The sequence below is a fragment of the Vibrio sp. 10N.286.51.B11 genome, assembly GCF_041469245.1.
Classification (GTDB): domain Bacteria; phylum Pseudomonadota; class Gammaproteobacteria; order Enterobacterales; family Vibrionaceae; genus Vibrio; species Vibrio crassostreae_C.
Window position 1 is genome coordinate 135,990 of the sequence record NZ_JBFRKI010000030.1, and the last position, 20,280, is coordinate 156,269.

The 20,280-nt window shown below is 44.7% G+C and carries 14 protein-coding genes; 5 read left to right on the forward strand and 9 right to left on the reverse strand.

The features are described 5' to 3' along the window. Nucleotide 1 precedes the first annotated feature (1 nt). The 5 genes from AB4154_RS15835 to AB4154_RS15855 form a co-directional block, all read right to left on the reverse strand. Nucleotides 2-766: a transporter substrate-binding domain-containing protein gene (locus AB4154_RS15835; RefSeq protein ID WP_372123518.1), complete on the reverse strand. Its 765-nt coding sequence runs from the start codon at nucleotides 764-766 to the stop codon at nucleotides 2-4. A gap of 247 nt (nucleotides 767-1,013) precedes the next feature. Next, nucleotides 1,014-2,780: a sodium:solute symporter family protein gene (locus AB4154_RS15840; RefSeq protein ID WP_017061487.1), complete on the reverse strand. Its 1,767-nt coding sequence runs from the start codon at nucleotides 2,778-2,780 to the stop codon at nucleotides 1,014-1,016. 849 nt (nucleotides 2,781-3,629) lie between these two features. Then, complete coding sequence (locus tag AB4154_RS15845; protein WP_017061486.1) at nucleotides 3,630-4,256, reverse strand: bifunctional 4-hydroxy-2-oxoglutarate aldolase/2-dehydro-3-deoxy-phosphogluconate aldolase; 627 nt, start codon at nucleotides 4,254-4,256, stop codon at nucleotides 3,630-3,632. Between the two features lie 73 nt (nucleotides 4,257-4,329). Continuing rightward, on the reverse strand, nucleotides 4,330-5,262 hold the full coding sequence (locus AB4154_RS15850; RefSeq protein WP_017061485.1) for a sugar kinase: 933 nt from the start codon (nucleotides 5,260-5,262) through the stop codon (nucleotides 4,330-4,332). A 34-nt stretch (nucleotides 5,263-5,296) separates the two neighbouring features. Further along, nucleotides 5,297-5,632, reverse strand: a complete 336-nt coding sequence (locus AB4154_RS15855; protein WP_009846518.1) for a cupin domain-containing protein — start codon at nucleotides 5,630-5,632, stop codon at nucleotides 5,297-5,299. A 333-nt stretch (nucleotides 5,633-5,965) separates the two neighbouring features. Here AB4154_RS15855 and AB4154_RS15860 point away from each other — a divergent pair, with 333 nt between their 5' ends. Together AB4154_RS15860 and AB4154_RS15865 are read left to right on the forward strand one after the other, a co-directional pair. Continuing rightward, a complete protein-coding gene (locus tag AB4154_RS15860) occupies nucleotides 5,966-8,155 on the forward strand; it encodes a heparinase II/III family protein (RefSeq protein ID WP_372123521.1) in 2,190 nt (729 codons plus the stop codon). 2 nt (nucleotides 8,156-8,157) lie between these two features. Continuing rightward, complete coding sequence (locus AB4154_RS15865) at nucleotides 8,158-10,326, forward strand: heparinase II/III family protein (protein WP_372123523.1); 2,169 nt, start codon at nucleotides 8,158-8,160, stop codon at nucleotides 10,324-10,326. Nucleotides 10,327-10,604: 278 nt separating this feature from the next. Here the strand turns inward: AB4154_RS15865 and phnE (AB4154_RS15870) are convergent, their stop codons facing one another. The 4 genes from phnE (AB4154_RS15870) to phnD all read right to left on the reverse strand — a co-directional run bounded on the left by phnE (AB4154_RS15870) (nucleotide 10,605) and on the right by phnD (nucleotide 14,236). Further along, nucleotides 10,605-11,435 (reverse strand): phosphonate ABC transporter, permease protein PhnE, encoded by an 831-nt coding sequence (gene phnE, locus AB4154_RS15870; protein WP_372123525.1) that lies wholly within the window; start codon nucleotides 11,433-11,435, stop codon nucleotides 10,605-10,607. 10 nt (nucleotides 11,436-11,445) lie between these two features. Then, a complete protein-coding gene (gene phnE, locus AB4154_RS15875) occupies nucleotides 11,446-12,321 on the reverse strand; it encodes a phosphonate ABC transporter, permease protein PhnE (protein ID WP_372123527.1) in 876 nt (291 codons plus the stop codon). Further along, a complete protein-coding gene (phnC, locus tag AB4154_RS15880) occupies nucleotides 12,318-13,136 on the reverse strand; it encodes a phosphonate ABC transporter ATP-binding protein (RefSeq protein ID WP_372123529.1) in 819 nt (272 codons plus the stop codon). The genes phnE (AB4154_RS15875) and phnC overlap by 4 nt, the downstream gene beginning before the upstream one ends. A 164-nt stretch (nucleotides 13,137-13,300) precedes the next feature. Continuing rightward, nucleotides 13,301-14,236, reverse strand: a complete 936-nt coding sequence (phnD, locus tag AB4154_RS15885; protein WP_372123531.1) for a phosphate/phosphite/phosphonate ABC transporter substrate-binding protein — start codon at nucleotides 14,234-14,236, stop codon at nucleotides 13,301-13,303. 266 nt (nucleotides 14,237-14,502) lie between these two features. Between phnD and AB4154_RS15890 the strand changes: the two genes are divergently transcribed. The 3 genes from AB4154_RS15890 to AB4154_RS15900 all read left to right on the forward strand — a co-directional run bounded on the left by AB4154_RS15890 (nucleotide 14,503) and on the right by AB4154_RS15900 (nucleotide 20,040). Further along, nucleotides 14,503-15,222: a FadR/GntR family transcriptional regulator gene (locus AB4154_RS15890; RefSeq protein ID WP_017066445.1), complete on the forward strand. Its 720-nt coding sequence runs from the start codon at nucleotides 14,503-14,505 to the stop codon at nucleotides 15,220-15,222. Between the two features lie 740 nt (nucleotides 15,223-15,962). Further along, nucleotides 15,963-17,741 carry a sodium:solute symporter family transporter gene (locus AB4154_RS15895; protein ID WP_017061477.1) on the forward strand — a complete coding sequence of 593 codons (1,779 nt, stop codon included), beginning with the start codon at nucleotides 15,963-15,965 and terminating at the stop codon, nucleotides 17,739-17,741. Between the two features lie 220 nt (nucleotides 17,742-17,961). Beyond that, complete coding sequence (locus AB4154_RS15900) at nucleotides 17,962-20,040, forward strand: DUF4962 domain-containing protein (RefSeq protein ID WP_017061476.1); 2,079 nt, start codon at nucleotides 17,962-17,964, stop codon at nucleotides 20,038-20,040. The last annotated feature ends 240 nt before the right edge of the window (nucleotides 20,041-20,280 follow it).

The window sequence follows — 20,280 nt, forward strand, 5'->3', positions numbered from 1 at the left end:
GTTACTTAAGGGAGTTGTGGATCAGGAACTCTTCTTCAACACCTTTCAATTTCATCTCATCCATAATGAAGTTAACCGTGTTCAACAAACGTTGTTCACCTTTAGGAATCAGATAGCCGAACTGACTGTTGGTGAATGGAGTTTCGCAGCGTGCCGCTTCAAGACGTTCATCAGTTACTTGATAGAATAGACCTTCAGGGGTTTCTGTTACCATCACATCAACTTTGCCTTCTGCTACTGCTTTTGGTACGTCGAGGTTGTTCTCGTAGCGTGTGAAGCTTGCGTTCTGCAAGTTCGCGTCGGCAAAGATCTCGTTAGTGCCGCCAATGTTCACGCCCACACGAACAGAAGAGAGGTTCACTTTCTCAATGCTGTCGTACTGTTCTGCGGTGCCTTTTGCAACCAAGAAACACTTACCAAAGGTCATGTAGCCTTGAGTTTGTTCCGCGTTTAACTGACGCTGCATTTTACGTGTAATGCCGCCCATTGCGATGTCGTACTTATCGTCGTCTAGATCGGCCAGTAGATCTTTCCATGTGGTATGAACAATCTTCAATTCAACGCCTAATTGTTCCGCGATGTGCTGTGCAACATCGATATCGTAGCCAGAGTAGCTTTTACCATCGAAGTAAGAGAAAGGCTTGTAGTCACCTGTGGTGCCCACACGCAGAGTACCTGATTTTTGAATGTCTTCTAGCTGGTCAGCGTGTGCGACACCAGAAAGTGCCAGAGCAATGGAAGCAAGTAATAGTGATGTTTTTTTCATTGTAATTGTCTGTTGTGTTTGTGTTGTCATTCAAAGTAACAGAAACAATCAGAGAAAGAGATCAAACCATTGGAAAGGTTGGAAAAGAAGATGAAACGAGGGCAGGAGATAGGTATTTCTATGGTTTGTGAGCATTGATCGAGGTGCGTTTCATATTCCGTTTTGATAAACCGAAGACAAACAAAAAGCCCATGTTATCGAATAACATGGGCTTCATTTTGGTTTAACTTGTTAGCTGCTTATTTAGTTATTTAGCAACTGACTCGTTGTTCATCTTAGCCGGAGCTTTAGATGCGTTAACCAATAGGATACCAACGGTTAGTACCATTGAACCACATAGTAGGAACAACAAGCGTCCTGTTGGTTCGTTTGGAATCAGAGCCATTGCTAGGATACCGAAACCTGCTGTGCTGATAAGCTTACCAAGCATTGAACGCTGTTTAGTATCTAGGTTTTGTTGCTCTTCACCTTCCGCTACAAGCGGCGTGTTCCAGTTAGTGAATAGTTGGTCAACTTCTTTCTCACGCTCTGGCGATAGGCCTTTGTAGAAGCGAGAAGTCATGATGAAGTAACCACCTGTGAACACTACGTGAGCAGCTAAGCTAAGACCTACTTTCAAGTCGCTCCATTCACGGCCTGTAAGCGCTGTTTCTAGACCAAATAGGTTCTCGATGTCTTCTGCTTGCAGAGAGATACCGAAGATGTAAGAAACGAAACCACCAACCACTAGAGTAGACCAACCAGCCCAGTCAGGTGTCTTACGAATCCACATACCTAGTAGGACAGGGATAAGCATTGGGAAGCCAATCAACGCACCTACGTTCATTACGATATCGAACAAGCTTAAGTGACGCAGAGAGTTAATGAATAGACCAATCGCAATGATGAAAATACCCATCATGATAGTCGTTATCTTACTTACAATAACCAGCTCTTTCTGAGTCGCATTTTTACGAAGAATCGGGCTGTAGAAGTTCATTACAAAGATACCAGCGTTACGGTTCAAACCTGAATCCATAGAAGACATCGTTGCAGCGAACATTGCTGACATAAGAAGACCAACCATACCTGCTGGCATTACGTTTTGTACGAATGCTAGGTAAGCAGCATCACCGGCTTTGTCGCCCATTGATGTGTATTGCTCAGCGAACTCAGGCATGAATGCACTAACGTACCAAGGTGGTAGGAACCAAATTAGTGGACCAACAACCATAAGGATACATGCTAGGCCTGCCGCTTTACGTGCGTTTTCACTGTCTTTTGCACATAGGTAACGGTATGCGTTGATGCTGTTGTTCATTACACCGAACTGCTTCACGAAGATGAATACAACCCAAAGGATGAAGATGCTCATGTAGTTTAGGTTGTTACCTAACATGAAGTCGCCGTCGAAGTTAGCAACAATGTTAGTTAAGCCGCCACCGTGGAAGTAAGCTGCTACCGCACAAGTGATTGTCACGGCCATGATTACAAGCATTTGCATGAAGTCAGAAGCAACAACCGCCCAAGAGCCGCCGGTTACTGCCATCAATACTAGAACCATACCCGTTACCACAATGGTAGCTTCCATTGGGATGTTGAATACCGCTGCTACAAAGATAGCTAGACCGTTTAGCCAGATACCTGCAGAGATAAGGCTGTCCGGCATACCTGCCCATGTGAAGAACTGTTCAGACGTTTTACCAAAGCGCTGACGAATAGCTTCGATCGCCGTTACCACACGAAGTTGGCGGAACTTTGGAGCGAAGTACATATAGTTCATGAAGTAGCCAAAAGCATTGGCTAAGAATAGGATTACAATAACGAAACCGTCATTGAATGCGCGTCCTGCGGCACCTGTAAACGTCCATGCTGAAAATTGTGTCATGAAGGCAGTTGCACCAACCATCCACCACAACATTTTGCCGCCCCCTCTGAAGTAATCACTTGTAGAGGTGGTGAACTTACGGAACATCCAACCAATCGCGATTAAAAAGAAGAAGTAGGCGAGAACAACAAAAGTATCAATAGTCATCTTTTCAGCCTTTTAAATATCATAATTAACTGGGCTTAGATTAACGCGTCCCAAGGTTTATTTGTACTACAATATGTCTTTAGTATGATCTAGGTCGCATTGATTTTTCGGCCTCTAACGCGTGGTTATATAAGTATTTGTTTTAATTGAATTTAAATGTGAGTGTATTTTGTTTGAGATCTAAAATAAATTGAGGGTTAAATGTTTATATGTATTACAATATAAACAAAAGCGCTTACTTTGCCGTATCTATAAGATTTTAATTATAACCGTAACAAATGTGCTACAAATTGGTGTGTTGTGCGACGACATTCACGTTAATTTGGAACCCTATACTGAAAATTTTGTATTGAGATTTCAAGTGTAGCTCATTGTTTTCACTTCGCTATTTTCTGTTTATCTGCGGCCATGAAGCCTTTCTATGCTATTTATTCATCATAGAGGTGCGTATTTGGAATTTTTGTCACTGAGTGGGCGTTAAACTGGACGACGGGACACATTTTGCGGCTCACTTTGTCTATTGTGGTCTTCAGTGCATGCCATGAGAGATGCTTGATGACGTATCGAAAAGGACCATTGCTGGGTAAGGGGCTGGATAAGAAACTGGATAGGCGATAGGGGGCACCAGTAACGCTTCGCTAGATGCATACTGACGTAGATTGAAAGCCTTACATTACTCGTTCTTGCCTGTCTTAGTCACGGATCTTTACGAGCCCATAGGGAGAAAGGCGATAGGGTATAGGGGAAACAGAACGTTGATTGAGCGTGTTTACGGTTAGTCAGCGCAATAAATGACAGATAACAAAAAGCCCCACCGAGGTGAGGCTTCATCACTCAATCTAAAACAGATTAAGCGTTAACGTGATCAACTGCGTCACGAACAAGCTTGCCTAGTTCTTCCCACTTACCTTCGTCGATAAGGTTAGTTGGAACCATCCAAGTACCGCCACACGCAAGTACAGAAGGGATCGATAGGTATTCATCTACATTCTTCAAGCTTACACCACCAGTAGGCATAAATTTAACAGGGTAAACCGCTGTTAGTGCTTTAAGCATGCCAGTACCGCCAGAAGGCTCAGCAGGGAAGAACTTCAACGTGCGAAGGCCCATTTCCATTGCTTGTTCCACTAGGCTTGGGTTGTTAACACCCGGTACGATTGCAACGCCTTTATCGATACAGTATTGAACAGTGCGCGGGTTGAAACCTGGGCTTACGATGAAATCAACGCCAGCTTCGATAGATGCGTCAACTTGCTCGTTAGTCAGTACAGTACCTGAACCAATTAACATGTCTGGGAATTCTTTACGCATGATGCGAATCGCTTCGATTGCACATTCTGTACGTAGCGTGATTTCTGCACATGGCATGCCGTTTTCAACAAGTGCTTTACCTAGAGGGATAGCGTCTTCAGCACGGTTGATAGCGATTACAGGAATTACTTTTAGGTTTGCTAGTTGTTCATTTAATGTCGTCATGAATTCTTTCTCACGTTAAATGTGGGCTTGCTTTCAACTAAGCAAACCCTTGATTAATAGTTAAAGTGCGTAATTATAGAGACAGATCAGGCGTCGCTTCTAGAGGAATGATAGCACCTGGATGCTGAATCACAGTCCCTGCCACAATGTGACCTGCTAACGCTGCATCACGTGCATTGCCACCGCTTAAGCGCTTAGCTAGGAAGCCCGCGCTGAACGAATCGCCAGCCGCTGTTGTATCAACAATGTTGTCTACTGGATTTGGAGCAACGTACTGTGCGCTTTGGCTCTCAACTACTAGGCAGTCTTTAGCACCACGTTTAATGATGATCTCTTTCACACCAGATTCAGACGTACGTGCAATACACTGTTCAATGCTTTCGTCGCCGTACAACTCTTGCTCGTCATCGAACGTCAGTAGAGCCGTGTCTGTGTACTTAAGCATCTTCAAGTACCAAGAAATCGCTTCTTGTTGGCTTTCCCAAAGTTTTGGACGGAAGTTATTATCGAAGAATACTTGGCCGCCTTGAGCTTTAAATTTGTCTAAGAAGTTGAATAGCTGCGTGCGTCCATTCTCTGTCAAGATAGCAAGCGTAATACCACTTAGGTAAACCGCATCAAAAGAGAATAACTTATCAAGTAGAGCAGGTGTGTCTTCCTGGTCAAACATGAATTTTGCTGCAGCATCATTACGCCAGTAGTGGAAACTGCGTTCACCAGTTTCATCGGTCTCGATGTAGTAAAGCCCTGGTTGTTTGTGATCAAGCTGAGCAATTAAGCTAGTGTCGATACCTTCCGCTTGCCACTTTTCTAACATGTCGGTACTGAATGGGTCAGTGCCTAGTGCTGTTACGTAGCTCGTGTTGATATCTTGCTCTTTTGTTAAGCGAGACAAGTAAAGTGCAGTATTTAGTGTATCGCCACCGAAACTTTGCTTAAGCCCGTCTTGTTTCTTTTGTAGCTCAACCATGCACTCGCCAATGACCGCGATGTTTAATGATTTCATATGCTTACCTTAGCAACTGAGGTTGCGCTGTTTATTATTTTAGGAAATCTTCACGCGCAGGGTTGAAGATATCAAGAAGGATGCTGTCTTGCTCTAGTGCAACTGCACCGTGCATCATGTGTTTACGAGCGAAGTAAGCATCGCCTTCTTTAAGGACTTTCTTTTCGCCTTCAATCTCAGCTTCGAAGCTACCACGAACTACGTAACCGATTTGGTCATGGATTTCGTGAGTATGAGGGTGGCCAATCGCGCCCTTATCAAAACATAGGTGTACTGCCATTAGATCGTCAGTGTAAGCAACGATTTTACGCTTAATGCCGCCACCAAGTTCTTCCCATGGGTTTTCATCTAGGATAAAGAAAGAGTTCATTGTGTATCTCCTAATCTGTTTAAATCTTTTAAGTGTTACTTAACTTGCATCCATCATAAGGGAATGAGTTCAATTGTAATACAATATATCTAAATTTGTGTGATATCGATCAAGCGATACTTTATATAGCGTAAATAAATCAACAACTTAATAAATGGCCAATATTTACCATTAGTCAGCTACATCAATGACTTATGGCTAATTGTGTGACTCTACTCATCATTTAGCGACGAATAGGTATAATTAAAGCTCATATTGTATTACTTTATATGAAGTTTGAAAATTTAATCAAAGTTTAAGCAGATAAACTCTTTATTGAGGGTGACAAAGAATATGACGACTAAACCAGTATTGTTGACTGAAGCAGAAATCGAGCAGCTTCATCTTGAAGTGGGCCGTTCTAGCTTAATGGGCAAAACCATTGCAGCGAACGCGAAAGATCTAGAAGCATTCATGCGTTTACCTATTGATGTCCCAGGTCATGGTGAGGCTGGTGGTTACGAACATAACCGCCATAAGCAAAATTACACGTACATGAATCTAGCTGGTCGCATGTTCTTGATCACTAAAGAGCAAAAGTACGCTGACTTTGTTACAGAATTACTAGAAGAGTACGCAGACAAATACCTAACGTTTGATTACCACGTACAGAAAAACACTAACCCTACAGGTCGTTTGTTCCACCAAATCCTGAACGAACACTGCTGGTTAATGTTCTCAAGCTTAGCTTACTCTTGTGTTGCTTCAACCCTGACACAAGAACAACGCGACAATATTGAGTCTCGCATTTTTGAACCAATGTTAGAAATGTTCACGGTTAAATACGCACACGACTTCGACCGAATTCACAATCACGGTATTTGGGCAGTAGCGGCTGTCGGTATTTGTGGTCTTGCTCTTGGCAAGCGTGAGTACCTTGAAATGTCGGTGTACGGCATTGACCGTAACGACACTGGCGGCTTCCTAGCGCAAGTTTCTCAGCTGTTTGCACCGTCTGGCTACTACATGGAAGGTCCTTACTACCACCGTTATGCGATTCGTCCAACGTGTGTGTTCGCTGAAGTGATTCACCGTCATATGCCTGAAGTGGATATCTACAACTACAAAGGCGGCGTGATTGGTAACACAGTACAAGCGATGCTTGCGACGGCTTACCCGAACGGCGAATTCCCAGCTCTGAACGATGCATCTCGCACAATGGGTATTACAGACATGGGTGTTCAGGTTGCAGTGAGCGTTTACAGCAAACATTACTCATCTGAAAACGGCGTTGACCAAAACATTCTTGGTATGGCGAAGATTCAAGACGCAGTTTGGATGCACCCATGTGGTCTTGAGCTATCTAAAGCTTATGAAGCGGCGTCTGCTGAGCAAGAAATCGGCATGCCTTTCTGGCCAAGTGTTGAATTGAACGAAGGCCCTCAAGGTCACAACGGCGCGCAAGGCTTTATCCGTATGCAGGATAAGAAAGGCGACGTTTCTCAGTTAGTGATGAACTACGGTCAACACGGCATGGGTCACGGCAACTTCGATACGCTGGGTATTTCTTTCTTCAACCGCGGTCAAGAAGTGCTACGTGAATACGGTTTCTGTCGTTGGGTTAACGTGGAGCCAAAATTTGGCGGCCGCTACCTAGACGAAAACAAATCTTACGCTCGTCAAACGATTGCTCACAACGCAGTAACGATTGATGAAAAATGCCAGAACAACTTTGATGTTGAACGTGCAGACGCAGTACACGGCTTACCACACTTCTTCAAAGTAGAAGACGAGCAAATCAACGGCATGAGTGCGTTTGCTAACGATCACTACCAAGGTTTTGACATGCAACGCAGCGTGTTCATGCTAAATCTTGAAGAGTTGGAATCTCCGCTACTATTGGATCTTTACCGCTTAGATTCTGAGAAAGGTGGCGAAGGCGAACACCAATACGATTACTCGCACCAATATGCCGGTCAGATTGTTCGTACTAACTTTGAATACCAAGCGAACAAAGAGCTGAACACGCTAGGTGAAGACTTCGGTTACCAACACCTATGGAACGTGGCAAGCGGTGAAGTGAAGGGCACAGCACTGGTAAGCTGGCTACAGAACAACACCTACTACACGTGGCTAGGTGCAACGTCTAACGACAATGCTGAAGTTATCTTTACTCGCACTGGCGCTAACGACCCAAGCTTCAACCTACGTTCAGAACCTGCGTTCATTCTACGCAGCAAAGGCGAAACAACATTGTTTGCTTCTGTTGTTGAAACGCACGGTTACTTCAACGAAGAGTTCGAGCAATCAGTTAATGCACGTGGTGTTGTGAAAGACATCAAGGTAGTGGCTCACACCAATATTGGTTCGGTAGTTGAGATCACCACAGAGAAATCAAACGTGACAGTGATGATCAGCAACCAACTTGGCGCGACTGACAGCACTGAACACAAAGTAGAGCTGAACGGCAAAGTATACAGCTGGACAGGCTTCTACTCAGTAGAAAAAACTTTAAACCCAGAATTAGCAGAGCAAGGGAAATAATAATGAGCTATCAACCACTTTTACTTAACTTTGATGAAGCAGCAGAGCTTCGTAAAGAACTTGGCAAGGATAGCCTTTTAGGTAACGCACTGACTCGCGACATTAAACAAACTGACGCTTACATGGCGGAAGTTGGCATTGAAGTACCTGGTCACGGTGAAGGCGGCGGTTACGAGCACAACCGTCACAAGCAAAACTACATCCATATGGATCTAGCGGGCCGTTTGTTCCTTATCACTGAGGAAACAAAGTACCGTGATTACATCGTTGATATGCTAACAGCGTACGCGACGGTGTACCCAACACTTGAAAGCAACGTAAGCCGTGACTCTAACCCTCCGGGTAAGCTGTTCCACCAAACGTTGAACGAGAACATGTGGATGCTTTACGCTTCTTGTGCGTACAGCTGTATTTACCACACCATTTCTGAAGAGCAAAAGCGTCTGATCGAAGACGATCTTCTTAAGCAAATGATCGAAATGTTCGTTGTGACTTACGCACACGACTTCGATATCGTACACAACCACGGCTTATGGGCTGTGGCAGCGGTAGGTATCTGTGGTTACGCAATCAACGATCAAGAGTCTGTAGACAAAGCGCTTTACGGCCTGAAACTAGACAAAGTAAGCGGCGGTTTCTTAGCACAACTTGACCAACTGTTTTCGCCAGACGGCTACTACATGGAAGGTCCTTACTACCACCGTTTCTCGCTACGTCCAATCTACCTGTTCGCAGAAGCAATTGAACGTCGTCAGCCTGAAGTTGGTATCTATGAATTCAACGACTCAGTGATCAAGACAACGTCGTACTCTGTATTCAAAACAGCATTCCCAGACGGTACATTGCCAGCTCTGAACGATTCATCGAAGACAATCTCTATCAACGATGAAGGCGTTATCATGGCAACGTCTGTGTGTTACCACCGTTACGAGCAGACTGAAACTCTGCTTGGCATGGCTGATCACCAACAAAACGTTTGGGTTCATGCTTCGGGTAAAACACTGTCTGACGCGGTTGATGCAGCAACCGACATCAAAGCATTTAACTGGGGTAGCCTGTTTGTAACGGACGGCCCTGAAGGCGAGAAAGGCGGCGTTAGCATTCTTCGTCACCGTGACGAGAAAGACGACGACCCTAAGACCGCAGATACCATGGCGTTGATCTGGTTTGGTCAGCACGGTTCTGACCACCAGTACCACTCTGCGCTAGACCATGGTCACTACGATGGCTTACACCTAAGCGTATTCAACCGTGGCCACGAAGTACTGCACGATTACGGTTTTGGTCGCTGGGTAAACGTTGAGCCTAAGTTTGGCGGTCGCTACATCCCAGAGAACAAGTCTTACTGTAAGCAGACGGTTGCTCACAACACAGTAACGGTTGATCAGAAAACACAGAACAACTTCAACACAGCATTGGCTGAGTCTAAGTTTGGTCAGAAGCATTTCTTCGTAGCAGACGACCAGTCTCTACAAGGCATGAGCGGCACTATTTCTGAGTACTACACTGGCGTAGACATGCAACGCAGCGTGATTCTTGCTGAACTTCCTGAGTTCGAAAAACCGCTAGTGATTGATGTGTACCGCATCGAAGCTGACGCTGAGCACCAGTATGACCTACCAGTTCACCACTCTGGCCAGATCATCCGTACTGACTTTGATTACAACATGGAAACAACGCTTAAGCCATTAGGTGAAGACAACGGTTACCAACATTTATGGAACGTTGCTTCAGGCAAAGTGAACGAAGAAGGTTCTCTAGTAAGCTGGCTACATGACAGCAGCTACTACAGCCTAGTAACCAGCGCGAATGCGGGCAGCGGAGTGATTTTTGCTCGCACTGGTGCTAACGATCCAGACTTCAACCTTAAGAGTGAGCCTGCGTTCATCTTACGTCAGTCTGGTCAAAACCACGTGTTTGCTTCTGTACTAGAAACGCATGGTTACTTTAACGAGTCTATCGAAGCCTCTGTAGGCGCTCGTGGTCTAGTTAAATCAGTATCTGTTGTGGGCCATAACAGTGTCGGGACTGTTGTTCGCATTCAGACTACTTCTGGCAACACTTACCACTACGGTATCTCAAACCAAGCTGAAGACACGCAGCAAGCAACTCACACTGTTGAGTTCGCGGGTGAGACATACTCGTGGGAAGGATCATTTGCTCAACTGTAAATGATTAACATACATGCCGTTTAACGATGGCATGTATTGATGTGGTGCTTTGCGGGAACGAAGCATCACATTGAGTTCAGTCGTGATTGCAAATCGTTCGTTGATACCAACAACGACTGAATACATCGGGAATAAGTCAAACCGAGTAACTCATTGCGAGTTGCTCGGTTTTTTTATGCGTGTAGGAAACAGAATAGAACGTTTCAACAAACGAAAAGCCTACTCAGTGAGTAGGCTTTGATCTTAGCTAACCGTCTATTTGACGTTGTTTTTAGTATTTAGATAAGGGCTTTTCTTGCTTTGGCTGCCACCCATTCAGAGAAGATGACCGTCACTAGAATCGCACAGAAAATGACAGTCACTTGAGGCCATGCCAGCATTGCCATCGACTCTTGCAGTTTTAAGCCGATACCGCCAGCGCCCACCAAACCTAAGACGGTAGACTCACGAATATTGATATCCCAGCGGAACAAGCTCGTGCCGATGAAACTTGGCATCACTTGCGGAAGAATACCGTAGTTCAATACCTGCAGCGGAGAAGCTCCAGTCGATTGGATTGCAGACATCTGTGTTGCATTCACTTCTTCAATCGCTTCATACATTAACTTCGCCATAAAACCAATTGAACGTAGCGCTATCGCAATGATACCGGCCAACAAGCCTGGGCCGATGATTGCTACCAATAACAATGCCCAAATTAACGAGTTAATTGAACGACTTGCCGCGATGATGAACAGCGCGATAGGTCTGATAAACGTCATGCTTGGCGTTGTATTACGTGCAGCTAAGAACGCGACTGGAAACGCTAGTACTATCCCCAACAGTGTGCCAATTGTTGCGATGTTAATGGTGTCCCACAAAGGGCTCCAAAGTGACTCTAAGTAGCTCCATCTTGGTGGCCACATACGTGACGAAATATCAGCAAGTTGATTCGGTGAGTCAGTCACAAAGTACCAAATCGTGTCCTTGTTCATGACTTGCCATGCAAAAACCGTTAGCGCAACAAAGCAAAGCCAGCCAAGCCAAAGCATAAGGCTCTGTTTACTGTCGTAACGCTGCCATTGGGTACGATTCATGGCGCTTGTAGAGGTGTCATTTAGCGTGCTCATTGGTCGTTCCTTACTGCACATGCTTGCGGATAATGGTCGATAGGTATTCACACAACATCACAATCACAATAATAATCAATAGAATAGCGGCCGCTGCGCTGTATTCGTAACGGTCCATTGCGGTGTTCAATGTAGCACCGATACCCCCTGCGCCAACAATGCCAATTACCGCTGACTCTCGGAAGTTGATGTCGAGTCGGTACATCGAAAGCCCGATAAAGCGTGGCATTACCTGCGCTTGAATCGCATAGTTCACTTGTTGTAACCAACTTGCGCCAGTTGCGCGCATTGCGGTGAGTGGTGCTGGGTCGATGGCTTCAATTTCATCGGCAAACAATTTCGCGAGAAAGCCGATGGTTGCGAAGGTCAGCGTGACAAAACCCGCAAACGTACCAAAGCCAAATAGAGCAACACACAGAATCGCTACGATGATTTCTTGTAAGCTACGCGCAACCGAAATAAACGCACGACAGAATAAGTAAACAGGCGTAGGGGCAAGGTTTTTCGCTGCGCCTAATCCGAATGGGATTGAAAGAAGGACACCCGCCACGGTCGATGTCAGGGTCATGGTTAAACTTTCAATCAAACCTTGTGAGATGTTGTTCCATCGGCCACCAAAATCTGGGTTCATGAAAGCCAAAATGAACTGCCAGCCGCGTTCGCTGCCTTCGTAAATTCGAGTCCAGTTGACGTGTACCGATTGAGTCGCAAAGTACAAGTAAACCGCGACAATGATGATTAAGCTCCAGCGTAGCCATGGGCTAGAAATCAGTGGAGGCTTTGTCCACTGTGTCGGGTATTGTTTGGAATTCAGTTTTCCTGACTTTAAATGTTGTTGTGCTGACTTTAAATGCTGATGAGCTTGATTTGGATATGGTTGAGTCATATTGTTGCCTCAGACAGGCGAGGGCTCGTGATGATGAGGTCATCGGCTTCTTCTTCTGCTTGTTGACTCCAGTCTTCTTCACCGTAGATTTGCGTTAAAACATCTTCAGTGAGCAGGTTTGGTTTGTCATCAAATACGACACAACCTGCATTTAATCCGACCACACGGTCAACAAACTGCTTTGCTAATTGAACATCGTGAATATTGATGATGGCAGGGAGCTGTTGCTCTGAACAAATCTCACTGATCAGTCGCATGATTTGGCGCGCTGTACGTGGATCAAGTGCGGCCGTTGGTTCATCAATCAACAGTAATTTCGGTTTCTGAGCAAGTGCACGTGCAATACCAACACGTTGACGCTGACCACCCGATAGAGCATCGGCCCTTTTATTGGCGTGTTCTAACAACCCAACACGGTCGATTAGCGCATAAGCGGCTTGGATATCCGATTCAGGGAAACGACGAGTAAAGCTCTGCCAGAAGTTCACGTAACCCAAACGCCCTGAAAGTACGTTTTCCATCACCGTTAAACGCTCAATCAGCGCGTACTCTTGGAAAATCATCCCGATTTCACGGCGTGATTGTCTCAGTTGTCGCTTAGACAGCGTTTCTAGATTGGTATTGGAAAAGATCACTTCGCCGCTGGTGGGCTCGGTGAGCCGATTAATACAACGGATAAGCGTTGATTTACCCGCACCAGATGGACCAATTAAACCAACCACTTCACCGGCATTGACCGACAAGCTAACGTTGGTAAGGGCTTTATCAGAACTGGAGTAGTGCTTGGTAAGCCCTTTAAGGGTAAGAGTAGACATAGAATTTCTATAAGAGCGGTGTACTAAGAGTTCGCCTGAGACAGGCATGGAAAGTAAACCGGAAAGAGTGGTGAATAACTGCAGGCGATTACACCTGCAGTTAGTTTTATCGGTGTGTGATTGGCTTTTTAGTTCGGTTGAACTTAGCTACACGTGTAAGAGACTTAATTGGCTGTATCGATAGTGCGGATCACTTCCCAGTGCTCTTGGTAAGTGATCGGAACGAACTTCGCTTCACCGTTACGCTCAAATTCTTCTTGAAGCTTTGTGCCTTCCCAGTCGAAAGTGAAGAACGCTTTTTGAATCTTCTCTTGAAGCTCTGGTGTTAGGTTGTGCGCTGTGCCGTAAGCTGTTGTTGGGAAGGTTTGTGACTTGTAGATGCTCTTGATTTGACCTTCTTTCACGACTTCACGTGAAAGCATACGGTTCAATACTGAGTTAGCGACGGCTGCTGCGTCATAATCTTTGTGTGCCACACCCAAAATAGAGTTGTCGTGCGCGCCAGAGAAAGCCGGTTTGAAATCACGTTCAGGTTGAAGCTGGTATTCAGCATCCAGAATCGCAGAAGGGGCTTTGAAACCAGAGTTTGACGTTTGCGATGTGAATGCTAGGTTTTTGCCTTTTAGGTCTTCAACCTTTTCGATGCCTGAACCTGGGTGCGTGATGATTTCCATTTCGTAACCGAAAGAGCCATCTTCAGCCGCCATCATGGTGAATGGAGCAAAGCCAGCACAGTTAACTGCTAGTGGCGTTGAACCTGTGTTGAAACCTGCGATATGCAGACGACCTGAACGCATTGCTTCAATTTGAGCTGCGTTATTTTGAACAGGGAAGAAACGAACCGTTTTTTCCGTTGTTTTTTCAAGGTGGCTCAAAAACTCGCTCCACACATCAGCGTATACTGCTGGATCTTCAACTGGCGTGTAAGCAAAAATTAGCGTGTTTGGATCCACCCATTGTGATTCATCTTGAGGTACATCGGCGACCAAGTTACCAGAGCGGTCTTCGTATCGTGTATCCATTGCTAATGCAGAACCAGCAAAAATCAGCGCAGCAGTAATAGCGCTCTTAAGCGTGAGATTTGTTTTTGTCGGTTTCATTATTTCAGTCCAATTGAGTGATTTTTTGGGAAGGGAGTATAGAAATCGAGGATGACAGAACCGATGCGTTTTGATGACGGATTTATGAATGGTGTAACATAATGTTTCTAGCTGTGTGGAGTTAGATGCTTTATAAGTGTTTGATTCATTGAGTAAATTAATAGAACGCGACTCGTTGCTAATTTACTCAATTGGCGCTAGGTTGAAATCCTGTTATAGTGATCCTTAAATAATACATAAACATAACATATAAAATAAGTGAACTTATGGTTAGCACTTTTAATTCAATCTCGGGCTCGAAGCGCAGCCTGCACGTGCAAGTAGCGCGTGAAATCGCTCGTGGAATCTTGTCTGGTGAACTGCCACAAGGTTCTATTATTCCTGGTGAAATGGCGTTGTGTGAACAGTTTGGTATCAGCCGAACGGCACTTCGTGAAGCAGTTAAACTATTGACCTCTAAAGGTCTATTAGAGTCCCGCCCGAAAATCGGCACTCGTGTAGTCGACCGTGCATATTGGAACTTCCTTGATCCTCAACTGATTGAATGGATGGACGGCCTAACCGACGTAGACCAATTCTGTTCACAGTTCTTAGGTCTTCGCCGTGCGATTGAACCTGAAGCGTGTGCACTGGCGGCTAAATTTGCGACCGCTGAGCAACGTATCGAGCTTTCAGAGATCTTCCAAAAGATGGTCGAAGTAGATGAAGCTGAAGTGTTTGACCAAGAAAGTTGGACAAACATCGACATTCGTTTCCACAGCTTGATCTTCAATGCAACAGGTAACGATTTCTACCTGCCATTCGGCAATATTCTGACGACCATGTTCGTTAACTTCATCGTGCACTCTTCTGAAGAGGGCAGCACATGTATCAATGAACACCGTAGAATCTATGAAGCGATTATGGCTGGCGACAGTGAAAAAGCTCGTACAATGTCAGCGGCTCACTTGCAAGATGCTAACCACCGTTTAGCCACTGCAAGCTAAACACGGTTTTCAACTTCATTTGAACCAGTCAAAAAGGTATGCCAAGTGCATGCCTTTTTTGTTTTTAGAAAGCGTGTTGCACCATGTGTTGCACCATGTGTGGCACTGTTTTGGTTCACCCCCGCTTAACTCCTTCTTAAGTCAGTTCCTTCTTGTATACGCCTAGCGGTCGTTCTCTTTACCATCAAAATAAAAATAATATTACGCTCGATATTCGTTTTAGACACTCGAGCTCCCCCCAAATAATTATGCGTCATCCATGATTTTTCATTTTTGTATATTTTTAATCCGCCATCGTTTGAACAGGATATGCCGCTTCAATATGGATTAATTTAAGTTGAATTCTAATGAAATTGTCCACTCTCAATAGATAAAAACACTGGTTTATTGTGTGATAAATGAGGGGGATTTAGCTCAGATTTGGCTTTTATTATTTTTGAGAATTTTATATTTATATGTGTTTGGTTGTATTTGTTAATAAGTGTGCAAAGTCTCGTTTTTTTTATAAGTCTTTGATTTTAATGGGTGTGATGTTCTTTGGTCTTGGTTTTTTGAGTTTTCATCTCAAACACCAGTAATTTCCTTAATGGATTGGCCATATTCCATCCTATGTCATATATATAATTAACTTAATCAATCAAAATAAGATCGCCATCACTTATTTGGATTATTGTACTACAAATAAAGTTTGAGATTTCCTATAGTCCTCGTAACAAAATACAACGGACAAAGGATACACGATGGAACTCAACACGATTATTGTCGGCATTTATTTCCTATTCTTGATTGCGATAGGTTGGATGTTTAGAACATTTACAAGTACCACCAGTGACTACTTCCGCGGGGGCGGTAACATGTTGTGGTGGATGGTTGGTGCAACCGCCTTTATGACCCAGTTTAGTGCATGGACATTCACCGGTGCGGCAGGTAAAGCGTATAACGATGGTTTTGCAGTAGCGGTCATCTTCGTAGCCAACGCATTTGGTTACTTCATGAACTTCGCATATTTTGCTCCAAAGTTCCGTCAACTACGTGTAGTAACGGTAATCGAAGCAATTCGTATGCGTTTCGGTGCGACTAACGAACAAGTGTTCACTTGGTCTTCAATGCCAAACAGTGTTGTTTCTGCCGGTGTATGGTTAAACGCACTAGCAATCATCGCTTCTGGTATCTTCGGTTTCGACATGACAGCAACTATCTGGATTACCGGTTTGGTTGTATTGGCAATGTCTGTAACGGGTGGTTCATGGGCGGTAATTGCATCTGACTTTATGCAGATGGTTATCATCATGGCAGTAACCGTGACATGTGCTGTTGTTGCTGTTGTTCAAGGTGGCGGTGTTGGTGAAATCGTGAATAACTTCCCTGTAGCGGAAGGCGGTTCTTTCCTTTCTGGTAACAACATTAACTACTTAAGCATCTTCAGCATTTGGGCATTCTTCATCTTCGTGAAGCAGTTCTCTATTACTAACAACATGCTTAACTCTTACCGTTACCTAGCGGCTAAAGACTCAAAGAACGCGAAGAAAGCAGCGCTACTAGCGTGTGTGCTAATGCTTTGTGGTGTATTTATCTGGTTCATGCCTTCTTGGTACATTGCAGGTCAAGGTGTCGACCTAGCAGCAGCTTACCCAGAAGCAGGTAAGAAAGCGGGTGACTTTGCCTACCTATACTTCGTACAAGAGTACATGCCAGCAGGTATGGTTGGCCTTCTAGTTGCGGCGATGTTTGCAGCGACAATGTCTTCAATGGATTCTGGTCTAAACCGTAACTCGGGTATCTTTGTTAAGAACTTCTATGAACCAATCGTTCGTAAAGGTACGGCTAGCGAAAAAGAACTAGTAACGGTTTCTAAGATTACTTCTGCCGTGTTTGGTATTGCTATCATCCTTATTGCACAGTTCATCAACTCGCTTAAAGGTTTGAGCCTGTTCGATACCATGATGTATGTAGGCGCACTGATCGGCTTCCCAATGACAATTCCTGCATTCCTTGGCTTCTTTATTAAGAAGACTCCGGACTGGGCTGGTTGGGGTACGCTAGTGGTTGGTGGTTTTGTTTCTTACTACGTGGGTTTCGTTGTTAACGCTGAAATGGTGTCTTCAATCTTCGGTCTAGAAGAGCTAACAAGCCGTGAATGGTCTGATGTTAAGGTTGCTATCGGTCTGATTGCTCACATTACGCTGACAGGTGGTTTCTTCATCCTATCAACTCTGTTCTACAAGCCATTAACTGAGAAGCGTCAAGCAGACGTTGATAAGTTCTTCGGTAACCTGTCTACTCCATTAGTTGCGGAGTCAGCAGAACAGAAAGTACTGGATAACAAACAGCGTGAAATGCTTGGTAAACTGATTGCGGTAGCGGGTGTCGGTATCATGCTAATGGCTCTACTCACTAACCCAATGTGGGGACGTCTAGTCTTCATACTTTGTGGTGTGATTGTTGGTGGTGTTGGTGTGCTATTGGTTAAAGCGGTCGATGACGGCGGCAAGCAAGCGAAAGCAGTAACTGAAAGCTAATACATAGAAAACGATTATAATAGAATGCGACGACTCGAAAGGGCGTCGCATTTTTTTTGCTCTGCGAAACGGAAAAACGGTCAGGTGGAAGATATCTGACCTAAATCACGAAAACTGTACAAAATGGTTCAATCGAACCGAAATAGATTTAATTGTCCTACAATAAGACGTATATTATTGCTAATTCCTTTCAATCAACTTGAAAAATAAGTGAGTTAGAATGAGCGACCAAAAATCTCTTGATGCAATCAGGAAGATGAAGCTGGAGAATGATACTTCAGCAGGTAATCTTGTAGACCTACTCCCTATCGAAGTACAGAAACGTGACTTCGACCTATCATTCCTAGACAACTTGAGCGAAGCACGTCCACGTCTTCTTGTTCAAGCAGATCAGTTAGAAGAATTCAAAGCGAAAGTGAAAGCTGATGAAGCTCACTGCATGTTTGATGATTTCTACAATAACTCGACAGTTAAGTTCCTTGAGACTGCTCCTTTCGAAGAGCCTCAAGCGTACCCAGCTGACACGGTAGGCAAAGCTTCTCTATGGCGTCCTTACTGGCGTCAAATGTACGTTGATTGCCAAATGGCACTAAACGCGACACGTAACCTAGCAATTGCTGGTGTTGTGAAAGAAGACGAAGCGCTAATTGCTAAAGCAAAAGCTTGGACTCTAAAACTGTCTACGTACGATCCAGAAGGCGTGACTTCTCGTGGCTATAACGATGAAGCGGCTTTCCGTGTTATCGCGGCTATGGCTTGGGGTTACGACTGGCTACACGGCTACTTCACAGATGAAGAACGTCAGCAAGTTCAAGATGCTTTGATTGAGCGTCTAGACGAAATCATGCACCACCTGAAAGTGACGGTTGATCTATTGAACAACCCACTGAACAGCCACGGTGTTCGTTCTATCTCTTCTGCTATCATCCCAACGTGTATCGCGCTTTACCACGATCACCCGAAAGCAGGCGAGTACATTGCATACGCACTAGAATACTACGCAGTACACTACCCACCATGGGGCGGTGTAGACGGCGGTTGGGCTGAAGGTCCTGACTACTGGAACACGCAAACGGCATTCCTAGGCGAAGCATTCGACCTATTGAAAGCATACTGTGGCGTAGACATGTTCAACAAAACATTCTACGAAAACACAGGTGATTTCCCGCTTTACTGCATGCCTGTTCACTCTAAGCGCGCGAGCTTCTGTGACCAGTCTTCAATCGGTGATTTCCCAGGTCTAAAACTGGCTTACAACATCAAGCATTACGCAGGTGTTAACCAGAAGCCTGAGTATGTTTGGTACTACAACCAACTGAAAGGCCGTGATACTGAAGCACACACCAAATTCTACAACTTCGGTTGGTGGGACTTCGGTTACGATGATCTTCGCTTTAACTTCCTTTGGGATGCACCTGAAGAGAAAGCACCATCGAATGACCCACTGTTGAAAGTATTCCCAATCACGGGTTGGGCTGCATTCCACAACAAGATGACTGAGCGTGATAACCATATTCACATGGTATTCAAATGTTCTCCGTTTGGCTCAATCAGCCACTCTCACGGTGACCAAAACGCATTCACGTTGCATGCATTCGGTGAAACGCTAGCGTCAATCACTGGCTACTACGGTGGTTTCGGTGTTGATATGCACACGAAATGGCGTCGTCAAACGTTCTCTAAGAACCTTCCACTATTTGGCGGTAAAGGTCAGTATGGCGAGAACAAGAATACAGGCTACGAAAACCATCAAGATCGCTTCTGTATCGAAGCGGGCGGCAACATCTCTGATTTCGACACTGAATCTGATGTGAAGATGGTTGAGGGTGATGCAACGGCATCTTACAAGTACTTCGTTCCTGAAATTGAATCTTACAAGCGTAAGGTCTGGTTTGTTCAAGGTAAAGTATTCGTAATGCAAGACAAGGCAACGCTTTCTGAAGAGAAAGACATGACTTGGCTAATGCACACAACTTTCGCAAACGACGTGGCAGACAAGTCTTTCACTATCCGTGGCGAAGTTGCGCACCTAGACGTAAACTTCATCAACGAGTCTGCTGATAACATCACGTCAGTTAAGAACGTTGAAGGTTTTGGCGAAGTTGACCCATACGAGTTCAAAGATCTTGAAATCCACCGTCACGTTGAAGTGGAATTCAAGCCATCAAAAGAGCACAACATCCTTACGCTTCTTGTTCCTAATAAGAACGAAGGCGAGCAAGTTGAAGTGTCTCACAAGCTTGAAGGCAACACGCTAATGCTAAATGTTGATGGTGAAACGGTTTCAATCGAACTGTAATTCGCTGAAGCAACAGAAGCTAGATACTAAAAACTCCGAGTGAAAGCTCGGAGTTTTTTTGTTTGCACAGAACAGGCAGTAGCCTACGAGGTGGGAAGAGGTTGCGTTGGTTAGTTAGAGGCTAAGTAGCAAGAGTGCCAGGCTTAGTAAGTGGCGACAAAACTTGGTTTAAAACCCGTGTTCAGTAAACCTTACTAAGGCTAGGGCAGTGACTGTCTTCCAATAATTTGTCAACTACTG

Excerpts from the sequence above, each read along its gene's own strand:
- AB4154_RS15835 (WP_372123518.1), bottom strand. The coding sequence starts at position 766 with ATGAAAAAAACATCACTATTACTTGCTTCCATTGCTCTGGCACTTTCT.
- AB4154_RS15840 (WP_017061487.1), bottom strand. The coding sequence starts at position 2,780 with ATGACTATTGATACTTTTGTTGTTCTCGCCTACTTCTTCTTTTTAATC.
- AB4154_RS15845 (WP_017061486.1), bottom strand. The coding sequence starts at position 4,256 with ATGACGACATTAAATGAACAACTAGCAAACCTAAAAGTAATTCCTGTA.
- AB4154_RS15850 (WP_017061485.1), bottom strand. The coding sequence starts at position 5,262 with ATGAAATCATTAAACATCGCGGTCATTGGCGAGTGCATGGTTGAGCTA.
- AB4154_RS15855 (WP_009846518.1), bottom strand. The coding sequence starts at position 5,632 with ATGAACTCTTTCTTTATCCTAGATGAAAACCCATGGGAAGAACTTGGT.
- AB4154_RS15860 (WP_372123521.1), top strand. The coding sequence starts at position 5,966 with ATGACGACTAAACCAGTATTGTTGACTGAAGCAGAAATCGAGCAGCTT.
- AB4154_RS15865 (WP_372123523.1), top strand. The coding sequence starts at position 8,158 with ATGAGCTATCAACCACTTTTACTTAACTTTGATGAAGCAGCAGAGCTT.
- phnE (WP_372123525.1), bottom strand. The coding sequence starts at position 11,435 with ATGAGCACGCTAAATGACACCTCTACAAGCGCCATGAATCGTACCCAA.
- phnE (WP_372123527.1), bottom strand. The coding sequence starts at position 12,321 with ATGACTCAACCATATCCAAATCAAGCTCATCAGCATTTAAAGTCAGCA.
- phnC (WP_372123529.1), bottom strand. The coding sequence starts at position 13,136 with ATGTCTACTCTTACCCTTAAAGGGCTTACCAAGCACTACTCCAGTTCT.
- phnD (WP_372123531.1), bottom strand. The coding sequence starts at position 14,236 with ATGAAACCGACAAAAACAAATCTCACGCTTAAGAGCGCTATTACTGCT.
- AB4154_RS15890 (WP_017066445.1), top strand. The coding sequence starts at position 14,503 with ATGGTTAGCACTTTTAATTCAATCTCGGGCTCGAAGCGCAGCCTGCAC.
- AB4154_RS15895 (WP_017061477.1), top strand. The coding sequence starts at position 15,963 with ATGGAACTCAACACGATTATTGTCGGCATTTATTTCCTATTCTTGATT.
- AB4154_RS15900 (WP_017061476.1), top strand. The coding sequence starts at position 17,962 with ATGAGCGACCAAAAATCTCTTGATGCAATCAGGAAGATGAAGCTGGAG.